At 56.4% G+C, this 21,551-nt stretch carries 16 protein-coding genes; 5 read left to right on the forward strand and 11 right to left on the reverse strand.

The genetic code is table 11. The features are described from left to right. Positions 1-58 precede the first annotated feature (58 nt). The 10 genes from J9880_RS17700 to J9880_RS17745 all read right to left on the reverse strand — a co-directional run bounded on the left by J9880_RS17700 (position 59) and on the right by J9880_RS17745 (position 12,736). Positions 59-1,666, reverse strand: coding sequence for a gamma-glutamyltransferase family protein (locus tag J9880_RS17700; protein WP_232769683.1), 1,608 nt, complete (start codon positions 1,664-1,666; stop codon positions 59-61). A gap of 29 nt (positions 1,667-1,695) precedes the next feature. Continuing rightward, a complete protein-coding gene (locus J9880_RS17705) occupies positions 1,696-2,571 on the reverse strand; it encodes an ABC transporter permease (protein WP_095922168.1) in 876 nt (291 codons plus the stop codon). A 1-nt stretch (position 2,572) separates the two neighbouring features. Beyond that, the gene (locus J9880_RS17710; RefSeq protein ID WP_195817178.1) at positions 2,573-3,517 is read right to left on the reverse strand and encodes an ABC transporter permease; all 945 of its coding nucleotides are present in this window, start codon (positions 3,515-3,517) and stop codon (positions 2,573-2,575) included. Between the two features lie 17 nt (positions 3,518-3,534). Further along, positions 3,535-5,052: an ABC transporter substrate-binding protein gene (locus J9880_RS17715; protein ID WP_232769684.1), complete on the reverse strand. Its 1,518-nt coding sequence runs from the start codon at positions 5,050-5,052 to the stop codon at positions 3,535-3,537. Then, complete coding sequence (locus tag J9880_RS17720; protein WP_119824931.1) at positions 5,049-6,164, reverse strand: ABC transporter ATP-binding protein; 1,116 nt, start codon at positions 6,162-6,164, stop codon at positions 5,049-5,051. Before J9880_RS17720 ends, J9880_RS17715 begins: the two co-directional genes overlap by 4 nt. Then, positions 6,161-7,183 (reverse strand): ABC transporter ATP-binding protein, encoded by a 1,023-nt coding sequence (locus J9880_RS17725; RefSeq protein ID WP_232769685.1) that lies wholly within the window; start codon positions 7,181-7,183, stop codon positions 6,161-6,163. The genes J9880_RS17720 and J9880_RS17725 overlap by 4 nt, the downstream gene beginning before the upstream one ends. Continuing rightward, a complete protein-coding gene (locus J9880_RS17730) occupies positions 7,176-7,910 on the reverse strand; it encodes a FadR/GntR family transcriptional regulator (protein WP_232769686.1) in 735 nt (244 codons plus the stop codon). Before J9880_RS17730 ends, J9880_RS17725 begins: the two co-directional genes overlap by 8 nt. Before the next feature lie 1,013 nt (positions 7,911-8,923). Further along, positions 8,924-11,008 carry a sensor domain-containing protein gene (locus J9880_RS17735; RefSeq protein WP_095922162.1) on the reverse strand — a complete coding sequence of 695 codons (2,085 nt, stop codon included), beginning with the start codon at positions 11,006-11,008 and terminating at the stop codon, positions 8,924-8,926. A gap of 347 nt (positions 11,009-11,355) precedes the next feature. Beyond that, positions 11,356-11,580: a hypothetical protein gene (locus J9880_RS17740; protein ID WP_015690004.1), complete on the reverse strand. Its 225-nt coding sequence runs from the start codon at positions 11,578-11,580 to the stop codon at positions 11,356-11,358. Positions 11,581-11,707: 127 nt separating this feature from the next. Beyond that, a complete protein-coding gene (locus tag J9880_RS17745) occupies positions 11,708-12,736 on the reverse strand; it encodes a LacI family DNA-binding transcriptional regulator (protein ID WP_232769687.1) in 1,029 nt (342 codons plus the stop codon). Between the two features lie 291 nt (positions 12,737-13,027). Here J9880_RS17745 and ascF point away from each other — a divergent pair, with 291 nt between their 5' ends. Beyond that, positions 13,028-14,500: a PTS cellobiose/arbutin/salicin transporter subunit IIBC gene (gene ascF, locus J9880_RS17750; protein ID WP_232769688.1), complete on the forward strand. Its 1,473-nt coding sequence runs from the start codon at positions 13,028-13,030 to the stop codon at positions 14,498-14,500. Between the two features lie 20 nt (positions 14,501-14,520). Beyond that, complete coding sequence (locus J9880_RS17755; RefSeq protein WP_131694559.1) at positions 14,521-15,951, forward strand: 6-phospho-beta-glucosidase; 1,431 nt, start codon at positions 14,521-14,523, stop codon at positions 15,949-15,951. Between the two features lie 41 nt (positions 15,952-15,992). Here J9880_RS17755 and J9880_RS17760 read toward each other — a convergent pair whose 3' ends face one another. After that, positions 15,993-17,003 (reverse strand): LacI family DNA-binding transcriptional regulator, encoded by a 1,011-nt coding sequence (locus tag J9880_RS17760; protein WP_232769689.1) that lies wholly within the window; start codon positions 17,001-17,003, stop codon positions 15,993-15,995. 199 nt (positions 17,004-17,202) lie between these two features. Between J9880_RS17760 and J9880_RS17765 the strand changes: the two genes are divergently transcribed. From J9880_RS17765 to J9880_RS17775, 3 genes are all read left to right on the forward strand, one after another. Further along, entirely contained in the window at positions 17,203-18,282 is a 1,080-nt protein-coding gene (locus J9880_RS17765) for a cellulase family glycosylhydrolase (RefSeq protein WP_195817168.1), read from the forward strand. 42 nt (positions 18,283-18,324) lie between these two features. Next, on the forward strand, positions 18,325-19,716 hold the full coding sequence (locus tag J9880_RS17770) for an MFS transporter (protein ID WP_232769690.1): 1,392 nt from the start codon (positions 18,325-18,327) through the stop codon (positions 19,714-19,716). A 484-nt stretch (positions 19,717-20,200) separates the two neighbouring features. After that, positions 20,201-21,406, forward strand: a complete 1,206-nt coding sequence (locus J9880_RS17775) for a nitrate regulatory protein (protein ID WP_232769691.1) — start codon at positions 20,201-20,203, stop codon at positions 21,404-21,406. Positions 21,407-21,551 lie beyond the last annotated feature (145 nt).

A 21,551-nucleotide genomic window follows, 5' to 3' on the forward strand; every position in this document is an offset into this window, starting at 1 on the left:
CCCTTCGCAGGGGGAGGAGCAGGGCAAAACCCGCTTGCGGTGCAGAATGAAACCAGACCTACATCACCAGTGCCTGTCCGTCTTTACGGGATTCGGTGCCTGCCAGATAACCGCCTGCGGGATTGGTGACAATCACCTGCGCGCCGCCAAACGAATGGCCGCTGAGAGGGTCTTCGACGATCAGTTCATGGCCCATGGCGCGCAGTGCCGCCAGCGTGTTGTGGTTGAAGGTGGATTCGATCGCCACCTGACGGCCACCGTTGATCCGCCAGCGTGGGGCATCAATTGCCGCCTGCGGATTTTGCTTATACAGCATGACGCGCAGCGCCAGTTGCAGATGCCCCTGCGCCTGCATCGGGCCGCCCATCAGGCCGAATGACATCAGCGGTTTGCCCGCCGCGTCCTGCGCAAAGGCCGGAATAATGGTGTGCAGCGTGCGTTTGTTCGGCGCGACACAGTTGGCGTGCGTCGGGTCGAGGGTAAATCCGCAGCCACGGTTTTGCATGCTGAGACCGGTGCCCGGCACCACGACGCCGGAACCGAAGCCCATGTAGTTCGACTGAATGAAAGACACCATCATGCCGCTGGAATCAGCCGCCGTCAGATACACGGTGCCGCCGGGACGCGGAGCGCCGTACGTCACGTCGCTGGCCTGGCTGCGGTCAATCAGTTTTGCGCGTTCCGCCAGATACTCGTCATTGAGGAACAGTTGCGGATCGAAGAACATGTGCTCGCTGTCGGTGACGTGCTGATCCAAATCCGCCAGCGCCAGTTTCATCGCTTCAATGCACAGGTGCGTGGTTTCGACGGAATCCACCGGCTGATCGCCGATATTCAGTTTGTCGAGAATGCCCAGTGCGATCAACGTGGCGATACCCTGACCGTTCGGCGGCAGTTCATGAACCGAGCCGCCCGCGAAAGACTGCTGCATGGTTTCGACCCAGTCGGCTTTGTGATTCGCCAGGTCGTCCAGCGTCAGCGCGCCGCCGTGGGCCTGGCTGTGCGCCACCATTTTTTCTGCCAGTTCGCCGCGATAGAAGGCTTCGCCTTCGGTTTTGGCGATCAGCTCTAACGAATCCGCCAGCGCCGGATTACGGAATATTTCGCCGATTTTCGGCGCACGGCCTTCAGGTGCGAAACACTCCATAAAGCCCGGCTGGTTATGCAGTTTTTTGACCGCGATTTCCCACAGGCGGCCAATCAGCGGCGAGACCGGAAAACCGTTGCGGGCATAATCGATGGCCGGTTGCGCCAGCGTGGTCAGCGGCAGGGTGCCGAAGCGTTTTGCCAGCGCCACCCAGCCGGAGACGGCACCCGGCACCGTGACCGCATCCCAGCCGTAAGTCGGTACCGCGTCCAGACCTTTGGCGGCGAAATATTCCGGCGTCCACGCCGCCGGTGAGCGGCCAGACGCGTTGAGGCCGTGGGCTTTTTTGCCGTCCCAGATAATCGCGAACGCATCGCTGCCTGCGCCGTTGCCACTCGGTTCGAGCACGGTCAGCGCAATGGCTGTGGCGATAGCGGCATCGGCGGCGTTGCCGCCCAGCATCAGCATTTTCATCCCCGCCTGCGCGGCCAGCGGTTGCGAGGCACAGACCGCATTGGCCCCCATCATGGTCGGACGCAGGGTCGGATACGCCACGTTAAAATCGTAATTCTCAGACATGTATTCTTCCTTAAAAAGCAGCAAACGGTTTATTCAGAACGCGGGTCGAGCGCATCACGCAGCCCGTCACCCAGCAAATTGAAACCCTGTACGGTGAGGAAAATTGCCAGACCGGGGAAAATCGACATCCACGGCGACTGCTCGAGGAAGCTGCGCGCGGTATTGAGCATCGCGCCCCAGGAGGCATCCGGCGGTTGCTGGCCGAGACCGAGAAACGACAGACTGGCTTCGGTGATGATCGCCGAGGCAATCGCCAGCGTCGCCTGCACCAGAATCGGCGACAGCACATTCGGCAGCACGTAGCGCCAGAGGATCCAGCGGTCAGGCAGACCAATCGCCCGCGCCCCTTCGATATATTCCTCGTTGCGGATACTCATCACCTGCGCTCGCGTCAGGCGGGCGAAAATCGGCATCGCGGAAAGCCCGATGGCAATCATCGCATTGCCCAGACTCGGGCCGAGAAACGCGCCCAGCGCGATCGCCAGCACCAGAAACGGACACGACAGCAGCGCCTCAACCACGCGGGAAATCACGCTGTCCAGCCAGCCCTGCCAGAAACCGGCGATAAGACCGAGCGGCACACCAATCACAATCGCGATAATCACTGACACACAACCGGCCATCAGCGACGTGCGTGCGCCCCAGAACAGGCGCGATAAAATGTCACGACCCAGTTCATCGGTACCCAGCCAGTGCAGGGCGGAGGGCGCTTTTCGTACCGCCATGAAATCGGCTTTGATCGGATCAAAAGGCGAAATCCACGGCGCGAGTAATGCCAGCAAGGCAAAGGTGACGACCAGCACCGCACCAATCACCGCGCTTTTGTTGCGCAGGAATTTGCGCAGCACGCGGTTCGGCTCGCGGGCGGGGAGTGACGTTGTCACGGAAATCACAGATACGCTCATCTCAGGCTCTCCGCATACGTGGGTTGACCAGCACATACAGCACGTCGGCCAGCAGGTTCATCAGCAGAAATCCGACCGCGACCACCATCACCACGCCCTGAACCACGGCGTAATCACGGTTAAACACTGAATCGACAATCATTTTGCCAAAGCCCGGAATGGTGAAAACCTGCTCGCTGAGCACCGCGCCGCCCAGCAGTTCGCCGAACAGCAAGGTGGTCAGGGTGATGATCGGCACCAGCGCATTGCGCAGCGCGTGTTTCATGATCACTTTTTTCGGCAGCAGCCCTTTGGCACGGGCAGTACGGATGTAATCCGCCTTGAGAACCGCAATCATCGCCGCACGGGTATGGCGCATCAGCGTGGCGGAAAGGCCGGTGCCGAGCACCGCCGCGGGCAGCAACATGGTTTTCAGGTTTTGCAGCGGATCTTCCGAAAACGGCACATAACCGGAGGCCGGAAGCCAGTGCAGCTTCACCGAGAACAGCATAATCAGCAGCACACCCAGCCAGAAATGGGGGATCGAAATCCCCGACAGCGCCAGAAAATTGGTGCCGTTATCTATCCAGGTGCCTTTGTTGACCGCCGCCAGCACGCCCATGGTGATGCCGATAATCAGCGCCACGATCATCGCCAGCATCGACAGTTCGAGCGTCACCGGCAGCTTGGTGGCAATCAGCTGCAACACCGGTTCCTGCGTGCGCAGCGAGGTGCCGAAATCGCCCCGCAGCGCATTGCCGACCCAGTGAAAATACTGGCTGGGGATCGGGTCATTCAGGTGATATTGCTCGCGTAACTGCGCAATCACTGCCGGATCCCGCTCCTCGCCCGCCATCGCGGTGATCGGGTCGCCGGGCAGTAATTTCTGCAACGAGAACACCATCAGCGTCACCAGAAACAGCGTCGGTATGGCTGAAATCAGCCGTTTCACCACCAGTTCTAACATTGTCTTTCCTCAGGCAATTACTTGTTCAGAGCCAGACCCTGCAGGCGGATCAGCCCGTCGGCGTAAGGCACGAAACCGCTGACTTTTTTGCTCATGCCAAAAATGCGCGGTTCGAAGTACAGGTACACCAGCGGATCGTCGATGTTTTCCTGCGTCACCACCTGTTTGTACAACGCTTTACGCTTCTCCACATCGCTGGTCAGACGCGCTTCCTGTAACCACTGATCGACCTGCGGATTGCTGTATTTGCCGTCGTTCAGGCCGCCTTTGGTATGGATGAAGGAAAAGATATTGCCGTCCGGATCCGGGCGTCCTGACCAGCCGGACATACTCATTTTGAATTCGCCGCTTTGCTGGCGATCCAGCAGTGTGGCGTATTCGGTCATTTGCAGATTCAGGTTGATGCCCGCTTCACTGACCATCGCCTGAAGCACCTGCGCAACCTGCTGGGACGTCGGGTTGTTGGCGACCAGGAAATCAATGGTCATCGGCGTTTTCACCCCGGCTTGTGCCAGTAAGGCTTTGGCTTTTTCGATATCGCGTTTTGGCACCGGAATGTCAGCGTGATACGGGCTGGCCGGTGAGAACGCCTGATTCGCCGGGGTATATTGCCCCTGGAACACCACCTGATTCAGCGCGTCGCGGTCAATGGCCAGCGACAGCGCCTGACGCACACGGGCATCTTTCGCCAGCGGGGTATTGGTGTTGGCGGTGCCGTTGGCGATATTGAGCGTCAGCCCCATATAGCCGAGGCCGGTGGTGCTCGCCAGTTGCAGAGTGTTGTCGGCTTTCACCGTAGCGGTGTCGCTGGCGGCAATGCCTTCGGTGATGTCCAGATCGCCCGCCCGCAGGTTGGCTAAACGCACGGACGCATCGGGGATCGGCAGGAACACCACTTTATCGAAGTGATACGCGCCTTTATTCCAGTAATTGTCGAAACGTTTGAGGACAATGCGGTCCTGCTGCACACGGCTGACGAATTCGTACGGGCCGGAACAGACCGGATGCGCCGCGACGTTGCCTTTGGCGGTGGCCGCCGGGGCCATCATGGTGCCCGCGCGGTCAGTCAGTTGCATCAGCAGCGCGGCGTCGGCGGTTTTCAGGTGGAAAACCACGGTGTACGGCGCGGTGGCGTCCACGGACTCAATGGAGGAGAGTTCACTTTTACGCAGGGAACCGGGCAGGGTCAGATAGCGTTCAATGTTGTATTTCACCGACTGCGCATCGAATTTTTCGCCGTCATGGAAGGTCACGCCTTCACGCAAATTCATCGTCAGTGTTTTGCCATCTTCGCTGTATGACCAGTCCTTCGCCAGACCCGGCACAATTTGCAGATGCTGATCGACATCCACCAGACGTTCGCACATGGCGCTGAACACAAAGCGGCCGTAATAGGTGCGCGCCGTGGCCGGATCGAGCATGTCAGGATCGCTGCCAAGGCCGATGCGCAGGGTGCTTTCCGCGTGGGCGAGGCCCGCCGAGGTCAGCAATAGTAAGGCCGGAATGCAGGCAGTTAAGCGGGGGGCAAATTTCATGGTCGGGTTCCCTGGGTTGATGTTGGAATGGAAAGTGAAAGCCGGGACTGGCTCGCTTGCTCAAACAGCGCACGCCGTAAGGTGAAAGCGGCGGACGGCGGCGGAACCAGCACGGAAGTGCGGTCCCGTTGCAGTTCGCTCCAGCGGTGGCAGGCCACCATGCGGTTGTCACTGACAGTTTCAAGTGGCGGTTCCACCAGACGACATTCGTCGGTGGCGTACGCGCAACGGGTATGGAAACGGCAGCCGGCAGGCATATTGGCCGGATTGGGCATATCGCCCTGTAACATCGGCACCGGACGTTTTACACCGGGCGTCAGCAGCGGCGCGGAGGCAATCAGCGCCTGGGTATAGGGATGCAGCGGCTGATCGAAAATGTCATCGGTGCTGGCCAGTTCGACGATTTGCCCGAGGTACATCACGGCCACGCGGTCGCTCATATGGCGGATCACCGCCAGACCGTGCGCGACGACAATCATCGTCAGGCCAAACTGCTGTTTCAGGCTTTCCAGCAAATTCACCACCTGCGCCTGCACCGACACATCCAGCGCCGACACCGGTTCATCGCCCAGCAGCAGTTTCGGCGAAGACGCCAGCGCGCGGGCAATGCCGATGCGCTGGCGCTGACCGCCGGAAAACTCATGGGGATAACGGTTGCTGAACGCGGCGGGCAGGCCGACGGTGGTCAGCAGTTCGCGCACTTTCGCCTGCCTGTCCGCCTTGCCGCTGACAATGTTATGCAGCCACAGCGGCTCGCCGACGATCTCTTCCACCGTCATGCGCGGGTTGAGCGAGGCAAAGGGATCCTGAAAGATGATTTGCAGATCGCGGCGCAGTTTCTTCATCTGGTCAGCCGAAAACTGTTTCAGGTTTTCGCCTTCATAAAACACGTCGCCGTCGGAGGCGCTGAGCAGTTGTAACAGCAGGCGGCCAAGGGTCGATTTGCCTGAGCCGGATTCGCCGACAATCGCCAGCGTTTCGCCGTGCCAGACGCGTAATGACACGCGATCTACCGCCTGCACGATTTTCGGTTTGCTGAACAGTGACGACGGGCCTTTAAAGACTTTGCTCAGCCCGGCGGCTTCCAGAATGGGGCGGGGTGCGAGGCTCATGCGCAGGCTCCTTCGGCGGACAACGCGAAATGGTTTTCCAGCGGCGCAAAGAAACAGGCGACGTGGTGCGACGACTGATGCAGGGCGCGCAACGGCGGTCGTTCACGCTGGCAACGTTCGGCGGCAAACGGACAGCGCGTCGAAAACCGGCAGCCCTGCGGCATATCCTTCGGCAGCGGCACGGCACCGGGAATGGTGGAAAGTGCGCCCTGACGCGAGGCCAGCGACGGCATCGACCCCATCAGCCCGATGGTGTAAGGATGCTGCGGATTATTGAAAATATCGGCCACCAGACCCTGTTCGACGATTTGTCCGGCATACATTACGGCCACGCTGTCAGCCACTTCCGCGACGACGCCGAGGTCATGGGTGATCAGCAATAACGCGCTGCCGGTTTCCTGCTGAATCCGGTTGAGCAGGGCGAGGATCTGCGCCTGAATGGTGACGTCCAGCGCGGTGGTCGGTTCATCGGCAATCAGCAATTGCGGACGGTTGATCAGCGCCATCGCAATCATCACCCGCTGACGCATACCGCCGGAAAGCTGGTGCGGATACGCATCCATCCGCAGCTCGGGAGCCGGGATCTGCACTTTTTTGAGGATTTCCAGCGCCTGCTCGCGGGCCGGTTTTTTGCCGACACCCTGATGACGCATCACCGCTTCCGCCAGCTGATCGCCGAGCGTCAGCACCGGATTGAGCGAGGTCATCGGCTCCTGAAAAATCATCGCCAGTTCCTGACCGCGCAGATCGGCATACTGGCGCTCAGAAAGTCCGGGCAACGATTTTCCGTTGAGGCGGATATCGCCCTGCAACACCTTCGCGCTGGCGGGCAGTAACCCCATCAGCGCCAGCGACGTGACGCTTTTGCCACAGCCGGATTCGCCCACCAGCGCCAGCGTTTTACCGGCTTCAAGCTGTAAGGAAATACCGTCGAGCACAGTCGCGGGGGAGCCGGAAAACTGCACCCGCAGGTTGTTGATGTGTAACAGCGGCGTGACGGGTTCGGCCGGGTCAGTCATCAGTAAAATCCTCGTCGTCATCATTCAGGGTGGAAAGAAACGCCTGTTGCAGCGCCAGAAGGTGCTCGCGCATCATTCTGGCGGCTTCCTTTGGCTGGCGTGCGGCAATGTGTTCTACGATGCGTTCGTGGTGATCGTCGTAGCGGTTCAGGCGTTCCTGATTACGTGCCGCGTTGCGCACCGCCAGCCAGCTCGGATCGCGACGAATGGCATCGACGGCATCAAAAAGACCCAGCAGCAGCCGGTTTCCGGCGGCATCGGCAATGGCACGGTGAAAGGCGCTGTCCCACAGTTCGATCTGATCCGGATCGCCGCGCGACATGGTTTTGACTTTGTCGAGCAAACGACGCATCAGCTGGATCTGTTCCGGCGTGGCGCGCAGGGCGGCATATTTCGCCAGCCCCGGTTCAATTTGCAGCCGTGCTTCCATCACTTCCTGCAAATTCGATTGTTTCGGTAACGCCTGCAAACTCAGCGGCTGGGCAGGGCCGTTCGGCCCGATAAACGTGCCTTTGCCCTGTTTGCGCCACACGCGGCCTTCTTCCTCCAGCACATCCAGCGCCCGGCGGATTTCGCGGCGGCCAACGTCAAACATCTGCATCAGATCACGCTCCGCAGGCAGTGGCCGGGTGTGATCCGGATGCTGGCGGATCAGCTGACGCAACTGTTCCAACGCGGAGTTAGACGTCCCGTTTGAAGGGGGCAACGCCCCGGAATGTGTGGTCATATTTCAGTTTCCCGCCGGGAATTGAATCGTTAATCAGTCCTTTGCATTTTCTGAACCAATTCTGTAATGGTTCATGTGAAAGTTTTGCAAAAAGGGGAATTTGTTTTTAATTTCAAATGAATAAAATTTATGCGCTTTAGTTGAAGGATAGTTTTTGTAATTTATAAGGCATTGATATTTAGCTGATATGCACAAGTGTAGTGCGTTAAATTAATGTTAACGGATCGTAATGGTGCGTGTTTTCCTGGTATGAGAAGTAGATCAAATAAGAAGAATAAGTTGGCTAATGGTTCGCTATTTCCTTCCTTCCCAAAAGAAGGAAGGCCCGGGGCAGGGTATTAAGGAATAATTCGGAAGCCGGAGTGTGCGCAGGCAGTGGTTTCGTCTGCAAGATCGTGAGTACTGGTGAGGTTTTCGCAGAGTAGCCAGGGAATTCAGTTCAGCGAAGGGGAGGGTTGGGGTGGGTTATTGAATTAAAATCAATGAGTTGAAGTATTCTTTTACCGGGTGTTAGTCCTTAAAACCCCCTCCCAACCTCCCCCTTCGCAGGGGGAGGAGCAGGTCAACACCCACTTCCGGTATGGAGGGAAACATGGTCGGCTCGCTTCCCTTCGCAGGGGGAGGAGCAGGTCAACACCCACTTACGGTATGGAGGGAAACATGGTCGGCTCGCTTCCCTGCGCAGGGGGAGGAGCATGTCAACAGCCACTTTCGGTGGAGGGAAACACGGTCGGCTCCCTCCCCTGCGAAGGGGAGGGTTGGGGTGGGGTATTAAAGTAAAATCAATGAGTTGAAGTATGCTTTGACCGGGTGTTAGCCCTTAAAACCCCCTCCCAGCCTCCCCCTTCGCAGGGGGAGGAGCAGGTCAAAACCCACTTCCGGTATGGAAGGAAACACGGTCGGCTCGCTCCCCTTAGCAAGGGGTTGTGCAAAAACAATCGTCAGAAATAACAGGCTTATATGCCGCTGTTCCCCCGATCATTCCCGACAAAACCCGTGTCTAATAACTACCATCAGAGGGGTGCAAACCCGGTCAGTCTTGACTCTGAGGGTTGAGGCCGTCCGAAGAAATATCCCTGGAACAACGTACAACCTTCTTCTTTCAGACGCCGGAACTGCTCGTCGGTTTCCACACCTTCTGCCGTGGTCTGAATGTCCAGACTGCGGCTCATGCCGGTGATCGCGCGGATGATCGCCAGTGCTTCGCGGCTGTCCTGCATATCATTAATGAACGACCGGTCGATTTTGATTTTGTCGAACGGGAATGACCGCAGATAGCTCAGCGACGAATAGCCGGTGCCGAAATCATCCAGTGCGATGCGTACACCCAGTGATTTCAGTTTTCTCAGCGTGCTGATATTGCCCAGCGTGTTATCAAGCAACACCGATTCGGTGATTTCCACTTCCAGACGTGCCGGATCCAGCCCCGAGGCTTCCAGCGCGGATTCCACCACTGACACCAGCCCGCTGTTTTTGAACTGGATCGGCGACAGGTTGACGGCGACGGTCTGATTGCCTTTCCAGCTGGCGGCTTCACGGCAGGCTTCGTGCAACGCAAACGAGCCGAGACTGTGGATCAGCCCGGTTTCTTCGGCAATCGGGATGAAATCTACCGGCATGATCAGACCGTTTTCCGGGTGATGCCAGCGCATCAGCGCCTCATAACCCATTACCGCATCGTGCCGCGCATCGGTGATCGGCTGGTAGTAAAGACGCAGCTGATTACAGGTGATGGCGTCGCGTAAATCCATTTCAACCACCCGGCGTTTACGCGCGGCGGCGTCCATCTCCAGGCGGAAATCTTCGTAACGGTTGCGGCCATTACGTTTGGCTTCGTACAGCGCCATATCCGCACAACGCAGCAACTGGTCGGGGGTATTTTCTGCTGAGTCTGCCAGCGCAATGCCGATGCTCAGGCCGACGGACAGCGAATGGCCGTCAATAATGACCGGCGGACGCACCGATTCAATCAGGCGTTTGGAAATCTGATGCGCCGCTGAAATGTCTTTCAGCCCCGGCAGCACCACGGCAAATTCATCACCGCCAATGCGTGCCAGCGTGTCGTCATCGCGCAGGGTCATGCGCAGACGTTTGGAAATCGCACGCAGCAGTTCGTCACCGACCTGATGGCCGAGCGCGTCGTTGACGTTCTTGAAGTTATCGAGATCCAGACACAAGGTGGCGGTGTGGCTGTGGGTATAACTGTCGCGCTGCAACGCTTCGCTCAGACGCTGGCTGAACAGAATGCGGTTCGGCAGGCTGGTCAGGTTATCGTGATGCGCCATGTGATGGATCCGGGCATGCGCCGCCTGTTGATCCGTCACGTCATCGGCAATCATCATCACGTAGCTGGTCTGCGGATCGTGTCCGCGGATCACCGAGCTGGTGGTCTGTAACGTCCGGTCGCCGATAGCGGTCAGCAATTGCTGCTCGCTGCGGTGTACGCCTTCCGCGCGCAGACATTCATCCGACTGCTTATTGATGAAATTGCTCAGCCCGACGCCCATACAATCCTGCGGACGTTTACCCAGCATTTTGTCGCGGGAGATGCCCAGCAGACGTTCTGCCTGACGGTTAACCAGCAGGATTTCACGCGAGACGGCATTCTCGACAATCACCGAAGAGGGAATATTGGCGATCACCGTATTGAGGAACTGAGACAGGGACGAGAGCTGCTCGCTGTTGGATTCCGCCAGTTCTTTGGCCTGCAACAACGCCTGTTCCGTTTCACGACGCTCCGTGACATCACGGGTGATCTTGGCGAATCCGATGATTTCTCCGGCTTCACGCAACGCTTCGATAATGATATGCGCCCAGAAGCGCGAACCGTCTTTGCGCTGTCGCCAGCCTTCGGATTCGTAACGGCCGGTGGACCGTGCTGTTTCCAGCCCGTGCTGCGGCCATCCGGATTGTTTGTCTTCCTCAGTGTAAAAGCAGGAAAAATGCTTACCGACAACTTCTTCCGGCGTATACCCCTTCGCCCGCTGCGCACCGGCATTCCAGTTAGCAATAAGGCCATCGGGAGTCAGCATATATATCGCGTAGTCTTCTACGCGCTGAACCAGCAATCGATAAAGTACATCAGAATCTTCACTCATATTTTTTGCCTGATAGCTGGCCGTCTCTGCACGGGGTCCGTCCAAATCAGAGTCCGGCTAAATAGTGCGCCTGTTCCCGACGCATTTTTGCTGTGATGTGCCGGAGAAACGTTAGCATAAGATAATTCTTACTTCGCCAAATTTTGCTTCTAACGTGCTTAAATTTAAGCATATTTAGCAAAAAGATCGGCCTTAAGTGAAATTCGTTGTCCGGGTTTTAAATAACAGGGGAGTTATCGGCAGGCGGGGAAATAACTTTACTCAAAAGGCACATAAAGTTCATGTGTTACAAGCGTTTAATCAATACGTAAAAAAGCCGCAACAGCGTGCGGCTTAGGATGAATCGCTTAACCGCGATGCTGCGGTTTCACTTCCGGCTTCGGCTGAACCTTATGATGCACCGGCGCAGGTTTCGCCTTGTGGCGGACCGGCTTGTGTTTCACGACCGGTTTATGCACCTGATGCACCGGCTGAGGCGGTTTTACCGGCTCTTTACGCGGGCCTTCGGCGTTGGCACTCAGACTGGCAGCCAATAAGCTTGCACAAAGGATAAGCATTCCAGATTTGTTCATTTTAGATATTTCCTGTGTCCCGTGATCACGGTGATTCTTGTTCATGCGCACTGTGCAGGGCAGAAGCTAAAACGACAATTCGGAAAAGGCTTAATCGGCAGTGTTTAACGGATAATTTAAATTGCGCTTACGAAATACTGAGAGAAGCATAAGGTCCGTCAACCACTGAGTCCCGCAAAATAAGTTCCGAGACAAATTTATTCTGCTCGGACAAATAACCGCCGTCGAGCATGGAAATAATCTGGCTGATGACTTCGCTGACCATATCGCTGACCGGATCTTTCACGCTCGACAGCGCCGGAATAAGAAACGGGGCGGTCGGAATATTATCAAACCCGATCACCGAAACCTCTGCGGGTACAGTGATCCCGGCATCGTTGAGTTTTTTCATCGCGCCGATCGCCATTTCATCGTTACTGGCAAGAATGGCGCTGAACGGTTCACCGGCCGCCAGCAGGGTTTCGACGGCGGCAGCACCGCTGGCCGCAGACCATTTCCCCGGCACGATCAGCGATTCCTGCACCGGTAAACCGGCGGCGGTCAGCGCCTCTTTATATCCCGACAGGCGCTCGATGGCGGTAGGGGAATCCATCGAGCCGGTGATAAATGCAATACGGTGGTGGCCGCGTTCAGTCAGCGCACGGGTGGCATTAAATCCGGACCCTTTGTGGTCACAATAAATACAATGGCTCTGATGTTTACGTAATTTGCGGTTGACCACCATCACCGGTTTTTTATATTTGTCGATCAGCTCATCCATTTCATCCACGGATAAAAAGCGCGGATAAATAATGATGCCGTCGCAACGTAAATCATGCAGAAACTGAATGGCTTCCCGTTCTTCTTCGGCGCTGTGTTTGCCATCGACCAGGATCAGCTGACGGCCGTTGGCATCGAGTTTTTTGGCCGCCTGAGAGATTAACTCACTGAAATAGTTTCCGTTGTACAGCGTGTTGGTGACCACCAGACCGATGCACATGGATTTGCTGGTCGCCAGATTACGCGCCAGTAAGTTTGGCCGGTATCCAGCTTCCTCGATGGCTTTAAAGACCTGATCTTTGGTTTCCTGGCTCACATAACCTTTACCGGAGAGCACACGGGACACCGTGGCTTTAGAAACACCCGCTTTGGTTGCCACTTCCTGCATTGTCGACATCAGCCACACCTGAAATATAAAACGATGCATCATTCTACACATTTCGGCTGTTTTGCGAGGATTTTGGACTCGCTGAAAGCGGGGTGGCGATCGGCGTCACAAAAATAAAACGGCGTTGCAGGTTTTTATTGAAGTCTGCATCAGAACTGCACATTCTCGTATGAAACCGGTTACCTACCGTTTCACAGCCTTTCATAAAAGAACCTGAACGTTTCATAAAAAGCGGTTTCACGGAAGCTGCGGCTTCTGAAAAACATTCATAACACTATGAATCCGAGAGAGTTGTCACTCATGTCTAAAAATTTTGCAGCAATGTCTCAGTCGATTGTCGACGCAATCGGCGGCGCGGAGAACGTGGTGGCGGTGACGCACTGCATGACACGCCTGCGCTTCGTGCTCAATGACGAATCTGCCGTCGATGCCGCCACGCTGAAAGCCATTACCGGTGTGATGGGTGTCGTACGCAACGAAAAACAATGTCAGGTGATCATCGGTAATAACGTCTCACAGGCGTATGCCGAAGTGCTGAAATTGCTGCCGGAAGGCTTTGCAGCCAGCGATCACGACGCCCCGGCTAAAAACAAAATCACCTTAAAACGCATCGGTTCCGGCATTCTGGATGCGCTGATCGGCACCATGTCACCGCTGATCCCGGCGATTATCGGTGGCTCGATGGTGAAACTGCTGGCGATGATCCTGGACATGACCGGCGTGTTTGAGAAAGGTGCCTCGACGCTGGTGATCCTCAATACCATCGGCGACGGCGCATTCTTCTTCCTGCCGGTAATGGTCGCGGCCTCGGCGGCGGTGAAATTTAAAACCAACATGTCGCTGGCGATTGCCATTGCCGGGATTCTGGTGCATCCGGCGTTTATCGATTTGATGGCGAAAGCCGCACAGGGGCAGAAAGTCGAATTTATCGGTATTTCCGTTACTGCCGTGAAATACACCTACACGGTGATCCCGGCGCTGTGCATGACCTGGCTGCTGTCCTACATTGAAAAATGGGTGGACCGCATCACGCCTGTGGTCACCAAAAACTTCCTGAAACCGATGCTGATCATGCTGATTGCCGCGCCGATCGCCATCATGCTGATTGGTCCGCTGGGCATCTGGATCGGTACCGGGATTTCCGCCGTGGTGTACACCGTTCACAGCTATCTGGGCTGGCTGTCGGTTGCCATCATGGGCGCGGCCTGGCCGCTGCTGGTAATGACCGGCATGCATCGCGTGTTTACCCCGACCATTATTCAGACCATCGCCGAAACCGGCAAAGAGGGCATGGTGATGCCGTCGGAAATTGGTGCCAACCTGTCGCTCGGCGGGTCCTCGCTGGCGGTCGCATGGCGCACCAAAAACCCGGAACTGCGTCAGACCGCACTGGCTGCGGCGGCCTCGGCGATTGTTGCCGGGATTTCTGAACCTGCTTTGTACGGCGTGGCGCTGCGTCTCAAACGTCCGCTGATCGCCTGCCTGATCAGCGGCTTCATTTGCGGCGGTGTCGCCGGATTAGGCGGCCTCGCCAGCCATTCAATGGCCTCGCCGGGGTTGTTTACCAGCGTGCAGTTCTTCGACCCGTCCAATCCGATGAGCATCGTCTGGGTGGTGGGCGTGATGATTCTGGCGGTGGTGATTTCCTTCTTCACCACGCTGTTACTCGGATTTGAAGATATTCCGGTGGAAACCGTGACGCCGAAAGAAACAAAAACGGCCGAACCGGCAGCTTCCGCTTCCTTTGCGGTTTCGCAAAGCGCAGTTAAATAAAGACAGAAGAGGATTTTTTCATGTCAGCATCAGTATTTCCCGACGGCTTCTTATGGGGCGGCGCGATTGCCGCCAACCAGGCCGAAGGCGGCAGTTTTGAAGGCGGGAAGGGCCTGACCACGGTCGATATGATCCCGCATGGCCCGCATCGTCTGGCGGTCAAAACCGGTCAGGAAAAACGTTTCACCCTGAAAGACGACGAGTTTTATCCGGCGCATCAGGCGATCGATTTTTACCACCGTTATAAAGAAGACATCGCGCTGATGGCGGAAATGGGCTTTACGGTCTTTCGTACCTCGATTGCCTGGAGCCGTCTGTATCCGAACGGTGACGAGCTGACCCCGAACGCCGAAGGCATCGCGTTTTACCGTGATGTGTTTGCGGAATGCAAGAAATACGGCATCGAGCCGCTGGTAACGCTGTGCCATTTCGATGTGCCGATGCATCTGGTGATCGAATACGGTTCGTGGCGTAACCGCAAAATGGTGGAGTTTTTCGCCCGTTATGCCCGTACCTGTTTTGAAGCGTTCGACGGGCTGGTGAAATACTGGCTGACGTTTAACGAGATCAACATCCTGCTGCACAGCCCGTTCTCCGGTGCCGGATTAGTCTTCGAAGAAGGTGAAAATCAGGAACAGGTAAAATATCAGGCAGCGCACCATGAGCTGGTGGCCAGCGCATTAGCCACCAAAATCGCCCATGAAGTGAACCCGGAGAATCAGGTCGGTTGTATGCTGGCGGGCGGGAATTTTTATCCGCAAACCTGTAAACCTGCTGATGTCTGGGCTGCATTGCAGAAAGACCGCGAAAACCTGTTCTTTATCGATGTGCAGGCGCGCGGCGAATATCCGTCCTACACCCGTCGCGTCTTTGCGGAGAAGGGCGTGACCGTGGTCACCGAACCGGGCGACGACGAGATCCTGAAAAATACCGTCGATTTTGTCTCGTTCAGTTACTACGCGTCACGTTGCGCATCGGCGGATATGAACGACAACAACAGCAGCGCGGCGAACATCGTCAAATCGCTGAAAAACCCGTATATCGAAGCCAGTGAATGGGGCTGGGGCATTGACCCGCTTGGCCTGCGCATCACCATGAACATGATGTACGACCGCTATCAGAAGCCGTTATTCCTGGTAGAAAACGGCCTGGGGGCGAAAGATGAGATCAACGCGCAGGGCGAAATCAACGACGATTACCGCATCAGCTATCTGCGTGAACACATCCGCGCCATGGGTGAAGCCATCACCGACGGCGTTCCGCTGATCGGCTACACCTCATGGGGCTGTATCGATCTGGTCTCCGCCTCGACCGGTGAAATGAGCAAACGCTACGGCTTTGTTTACGTCGACCGCGACGATGCCGGAAACGGCACGCTGGAAAGAAAGAGAAAGAAATCGTTTTACTGGTATAAAAAAGTGATTGCCAGTAACGGAGTGGATCTGGACTGATCCTGTGAAAAGGGAATATCTGCAACGGATATTCCCTTTATTTATTTCGCCGCCGTACTCGCCCGCACTTTCAATTTCCCGGCCATGATCACCCGCGTGGCAGCGTCTTCGCCGGAGCAGAGATATTCCACCGCCATGCGACCGAGTTCGAAATAGGGCAACTGCACGCTGGTCAGTTTCGGCGTCATCTGATCGGCAATGCGCTGATCATCGTAACCGGCGACCAGAATATCCTGCGGAATGCGCAGGTGCAGTTCGGTCAGCGCCTGATAACACCCGATGGTCATCCAGTCGCTGGAGCAGAAAATGGCATCCGGCGGTTCGGGCAGTTTCATCAGTTCCAGTGTGGCGCGGTAGGTTTCATTCAGTGACCAGTTGGTCGCCAGAACCCGTTGGTCGTCATGCGCCATACCGGCCTGCGAGAGTGCTTCGCGGTAGCCTTCAAGCCGCATTTCACAGGCTTCCATCCAGTTATCGCCCATGATGTGGGCGATCCGCGTCGCGCCCTGATCAATCAGATGACGGGTAATTTGTAGCGCATTGGCGCGGTCGTCCGGCAAAAAAGTCGGCAGCAGCGGAAAGGCGCGGTCATAGACATTCAGCAGCACCACCGGCAGTTGCGTCTGGTTGGCAAACGGGGCGTAATCAATCGCCTGCGTCACCGGCGAGGCGAGGATAATACCGGCACAGCGCCGCTGATTGAGCTGCGCAATAATCCGCACCGCCAGTTCGGCATCATCGCCGTAGTCATACACGGTCAGCAATGTGTCGTGTTTCCACGCCGCTTCACGCGCTTCACTCAGCGCATCGACAAACGGGTCGTAACTGGGCATGGCATTAATCAGCAGCGCAATTTCTTCCTGACCATTATCACTGTGCGGCGCGGGCATCTTTTTGTAGCCGAGCGACAGGGCGGTGTTAAACACCCGCTGGCGGGTTTCCTCACTGAGTTTTACGGAGCGCGAGTTGTTTAAAATCAGCGATACCGTGGCCTGAGACACACCGGCCTCGCGCGCAATATCACTCATTGTGACTTTGTTTTTCTTCTCCATTTCCCTTTTCCCGTCGCCCATATTTTTTCCTTTTGCACTATAACACAGCGCCTGTTTTTGCCCGACCACCACGCAGTTTGTGTAAAAAGAGTGTGATCTCAATTGCAGAACCTGAGCATGTGATTTGCAGCAATTCCGAGTGAGTAATAAACATTAGCTAATAATATTAGTTGATGCACTTTACCATGAGGAACGATGAATGAAAGAGCAATGGAGCACAGAACAGGCGGCAACGTGGAGCAGGCAGCAGGGCTGGATTTGCGGATTTAACTATCTGCCGCGTACGGCGGTGAACTGGACGGAACTGTGGCAGCGCGACACCTTTGATGCACCGACCATCGATCAGGAACTCGGCTGGGCGCACGACGCGGGCTATAACCAGCTGCGTATCAACCTGCCGTTTATCGTCTGGCAGGATGATCGCGAGGGTTTGCTGGCGCGCATTGATGAGTTTCTGGCGATCGCCGCCCGTCATCAGATCAAGGTGATGCTGACGCTGATGGACGATTGCGGATTCTCCGGCGACGAGCCGTTCCTCGGGCCGCAAAAAGCGCCGGAGCCGGGCAAACATAACAGTCAGGCGGCGGCCAGTCCGGGACGCGACGTGGTGTGTAACCGCGACATCTGGCCGGACGTGGAGCGTTATGTGCGTGATGTCATCCGACATTTCCGCACAGACGACCGCATCGCCATCTGGGATTTGTACAACGAGCCGGGTAACCGGGGCACGTTTGCCACCGGGCTGGAAGAAGTGTTGTACGACGAAAAGCTGGAGGTTTTCGCGCTGGAACTGATGCAAAGGGCGTTTGTCTGGGCGCGGGATGAAGATCCACGCCAGCCGCTGACAGTCGGCGCATGGCATTTCTCGCAGGATCCCGATCAGCCAGAATCGGAGTTTTTCACCCATCCGATCGACGTCGAAGCGGCAAAGCTTTCCGACGTCATCAGTTTCCACGCCTACGTTGCCACGCCGAAACTGTTACAAGCGCTGCGTTTCTGGCAGAAATTTAACCGTCCGCTGCTCTGCACTGAATGGCTGGCACGCCACGTCGGCAGCGTGTTTGAGGAACAACTGCCGCTGTTCAGCGCCTTCAATTGCGGCTGTTATCAGTGGGGGTTGGTGCGCGGGAAGACCCAGACCACGCTTCCGTGGCCGGTGGTGCGCAAAGGCAATCACGATTACGCCCATTTATGGTTCCACGACGTACTGGACGAATACGGCATTCCGTTCCGTCGTGCCGAAATGGATCTGGTCCGCCGTTTAACACGCATGAAATAACCCTTTCAACAGGCAGCACAGGGACGTGCGAGGCGATATAAAATGACGATTTCAATGAAAATCCCTTCCAGGGAATTGTGGTCTTATTTTGGTTACGGGCTGGGGCAATGCTTCAGTTTCGGTTTGGTGGGTTCGTTTATTAACTATTTCTATACCGATGTGTTGGGCATCTCTGCGCTGGCTGCCAGTACCATATTTCTGGTGGCCCGCGCGTGGGATGCCATACACGATCCGTTATTTGCCAGCGTAATGGACACCATTCAGACCCGTTTCGGGAAATTCCGCCATTTTATGTTGCTGGCACCGTTCCTGATTACGCTGGTGACGCTGGCGTCGTTTTATAATATTGATGCGCCAACCGGCACCAAAATTCTGTATGCGGGCGCGACCTATATTCTGTGGGGTACGTTATACGCGATTTCTGATATTCCGTTCTGGTCGATGAGTTCGGTGATGAGTTCCGAGCCGAAGGAGCGGACCAAAGCCGTGACCGCCGCGGTGCTGGGCGTCAATGCCGGGATTGCCTGCGCCTCAATATTCTTCCCCCGTCTGACGGCGTTTTTCGCGCCCGGTTCCAGCGACCACGGCTATTTTGGTGCCACGGTGGTGATGATGGTCATCGGCCTGCTGCTGATGCTCAACGGCTTCTGGCATATTAAAGAACGCGTGCCGCCAAGCACCGAAAAAGTCACCATGCGCGATACCTTCCATAACCTGAAAAATAACCGGCCGCTGTTCTTTGTCTTAGCCTCATTCTTTTTCTGCGTGCTGCACAATATTGCCAACGGCATTTATATCTACTTCTTTATTTATAATATGGGCGACGGCGCGTTACAGGCCGCGATTGGCGTAATGGGGATCCTCGCGGCGATCGCCTGCCTGACGGCTCCGTTATTAACCCGCCGTTATAAAAAGAGAACGTTATTTATTGCCCTGTGCATTCTGGATATTGTGGTGCGCATTGTGTTGTGGTTCAGCGGTTATCACCATCTTGCCTGGCTGTTTATTCTGCTGGGTCTGAGCACGGTATTCGTGATGATGAGCAATCTTTTTACGTCGGCAATGATTGTCGACACCATCGAATACGCCGAATACAAAACCAATAAACGCTGCGCCGCCATTACCTTCTCCGGCCAGACGTTTACCGGCAAAATGTCAGTCGCCGTCGGCGGCGGGCTGGTAGGGATTTTCCTGACCGCGATCCACTATGTCCCGCAGGCCGCGCACCAGACTGAAAGCGTGATGAACGGTTTGTTCTTCGGCATCAGCCTGTTGCCCGCCATCGGTTCATTAATCCGCATCGGCTTCATGTGGTTCTTCGATTTCACCGAAGATAAACACGCCGACGTGCTGGCGATACTCGAGCAGCGCCGTAAATCTGGTGAAGTGTTCGAAGAGCCGCCGCAGGGCGAGGGTAGGCCGTTAGAAGTGTGAGGACGGCGTCAACGCCTTCGCAGGGGGAGGGAGTTGACCGAGTTTTACTCGCTACCGTAAGTAGGTTTTTGCCCTGCACCTCCTCCTGCGAAGGGGGAGGACGGGAGGGGGTTTCAAGGGCTAACACCGGGTCAAAGCATGCTTCAACTTATTGATTTTTCATTAATACCCCACCCCAGCCCTCCCCTTCGCAGGGGAGGGAGCTGATCGAGTTTTACTCGCCACCGTAAGTAGGTTTTTGCCCTGCACCTCCCCCTGCGAAGGGGGAGGACGGGAGGGGGTTTTAAGGGCTAACACCGGGTCAAAGTATGCTTCAACGTATTGATTTTTCATTAATACCCCACCCCAACCCTCCCCTTCGCAGGGGAGGGAGCTGACCGAGTTTCACTCGCCACCGTAAGTGTTTTTTTTGCCCGGCGCCGCTACTGCTCCGGCACACTTCTTGCTTTATCCTCTGTACCTCTTCCCTGAACAGAATTCCTCTATGTCTCATTCGGCTCTCGGTTTTGTGCTGGCATCGAAAAAAAGTGAAATTGCCTGCCTGCAGCAGTTGCTGGAGACGGGCAGGCTGGTCGGCACGATCAGTCAGCTGATCCATGTGCTGCAACGTGAGCGGGGCACGGTGAACATCTTTTTGTGTTCGCACGGCAAACTCTGGGCTGACCAGTTGAATGAGCGGGCGTTGCAGGTGGAGAACGCGGAGCAAGCCGTGGGGCAGCAGCTGGCTGCACTGGATCTGAGCGGGCAGGGTGTGGCAAACGCGCCGCGCCTGTTCAGCCGCATCGCCGCTGTTCTGCACAGTCTCAGCATCCTGCCGTCACTGCGCGGTCAGGTTCAGGCACAGGCCATCAGCCAGCCGGACGCCATGCGGCAGTACAGCGAGGTGATCCGCAGCCATCTGGCGCTGGTGTTTGAAGCCGCGGATATCTCCGGTGATCCGTCCATTTCGCGGGCATTACTGGCGATGTTCAGCTTTATGCAGGGCAAGGAACTGGCCGGACAGGAACGGGCGCTGGGTGCCGCAGGTTTTGCGGCCCGTCATTTCGACGAGGCCGCGCATCAGCAATTGCAGGATCTGATCGACAGTCAGGAGCGTTGTTTCCAGACGTTCAGCGGGTTCGCCGATCCCCGTTGTCTGGCGCAGTGGCAACAGCAGGTGAACACGGACAGCAGTGAATTCGAACGTCTGCGGCGCATTGCCTGCACCCGCATGACACCGGCAGAGGACGCGCTGCGCTGGTTTGAGGTGACGACGGCGCGCATTGACGGCATGAAAACGGTGGAAGACAGTCTGGAAGAAAGCCTGATGGAATGCTGCCGTCAGCGGATCCGCGATGCGCAGAATGCCCTTGCGCGCCAGCAGCAGGATATCGGTGACATCCCGCCGCAGGAGTCGCACTATTCCGCGCTGATCCCTCCGCAGCTCAGCCGGTCCGTGCTGGAACTGGTCGAACAGCAGTCGCGCCAGTTACAGACGCTGGATGCCGAACTGACCGGACTGCGCGCCACGCTGGCCGGACAAAAACGGGTGGAACGCGCCAAGGGCCTGCTGATGCAGCATCACGGTCTGACCGAGCCGCAGGCGCACAAAACCCTGCGCGATATGGCAATGAAGCAGAATAAAAAGCTCTCCGAGATTGCAGAAGCGATGCTCGCGGTGGCGGAAGTATTGGGGAAAAAAAATCCCTAATCCCTAAGGAGTAGCTGCACTGACGATGTGCCATCACGATGTGCAGGACGTGCTGTTGCGGTGCAGAAAAGCAGCAATGCCGTGACGGCGTGCCGCTAACCGGCTGATTTTACTGTGCGGCAACAAGTTGGCATACAAGCTGCAT

The sequence above is a fragment of the Rahnella victoriana genome (genome assembly GCF_021276285.1).
In the GTDB taxonomy this organism is placed as follows: Bacteria; Pseudomonadota; Gammaproteobacteria; order Enterobacterales; family Enterobacteriaceae; genus Rahnella; species Rahnella victoriana.

Excerpts from the sequence above, each read along its gene's own strand:
- J9880_RS17725 (WP_232769685.1), bottom strand. The coding sequence starts at position 7,183 with ATGACTGACCCGGCCGAACCCGTCACGCCGCTGTTACACATCAACAAC.
- J9880_RS17710 (WP_195817178.1), bottom strand. The coding sequence starts at position 3,517 with ATGTTAGAACTGGTGGTGAAACGGCTGATTTCAGCCATACCGACGCTG.
- J9880_RS17715 (WP_232769684.1), bottom strand. The coding sequence starts at position 5,052 with ATGAAATTTGCCCCCCGCTTAACTGCCTGCATTCCGGCCTTACTATTG.
- J9880_RS17705 (WP_095922168.1), bottom strand. The coding sequence starts at position 2,571 with ATGAGCGTATCTGTGATTTCCGTGACAACGTCACTCCCCGCCCGCGAG.
- J9880_RS17700 (WP_232769683.1), bottom strand. The coding sequence starts at position 1,666 with ATGTCTGAGAATTACGATTTTAACGTGGCGTATCCGACCCTGCGTCCG.
- J9880_RS17730 (WP_232769686.1), bottom strand. The coding sequence starts at position 7,910 with ATGACCACACATTCCGGGGCGTTGCCCCCTTCAAACGGGACGTCTAAC.
- J9880_RS17765 (WP_195817168.1), top strand. The coding sequence starts at position 17,203 with ATGAAAGAGCAATGGAGCACAGAACAGGCGGCAACGTGGAGCAGGCAG.
- J9880_RS17735 (WP_095922162.1), bottom strand. The coding sequence starts at position 11,008 with ATGAGTGAAGATTCTGATGTACTTTATCGATTGCTGGTTCAGCGCGTA.
- J9880_RS17755 (WP_131694559.1), top strand. The coding sequence starts at position 14,521 with ATGTCAGCATCAGTATTTCCCGACGGCTTCTTATGGGGCGGCGCGATT.
- J9880_RS17775 (WP_232769691.1), top strand. The coding sequence starts at position 20,201 with ATGTCTCATTCGGCTCTCGGTTTTGTGCTGGCATCGAAAAAAAGTGAA.
- J9880_RS17770 (WP_232769690.1), top strand. The coding sequence starts at position 18,325 with ATGACGATTTCAATGAAAATCCCTTCCAGGGAATTGTGGTCTTATTTT.
- J9880_RS17740 (WP_015690004.1), bottom strand. The coding sequence starts at position 11,580 with ATGAACAAATCTGGAATGCTTATCCTTTGTGCAAGCTTATTGGCTGCC.
- ascF (WP_232769688.1), top strand. The coding sequence starts at position 13,028 with ATGTCTAAAAATTTTGCAGCAATGTCTCAGTCGATTGTCGACGCAATC.
- J9880_RS17760 (WP_232769689.1), bottom strand. The coding sequence starts at position 17,003 with ATGGAGAAGAAAAACAAAGTCACAATGAGTGATATTGCGCGCGAGGCC.
- J9880_RS17720 (WP_119824931.1), bottom strand. The coding sequence starts at position 6,164 with ATGAGCCTCGCACCCCGCCCCATTCTGGAAGCCGCCGGGCTGAGCAAA.
- J9880_RS17745 (WP_232769687.1), bottom strand. The coding sequence starts at position 12,736 with ATGTCGACAATGCAGGAAGTGGCAACCAAAGCGGGTGTTTCTAAAGCC.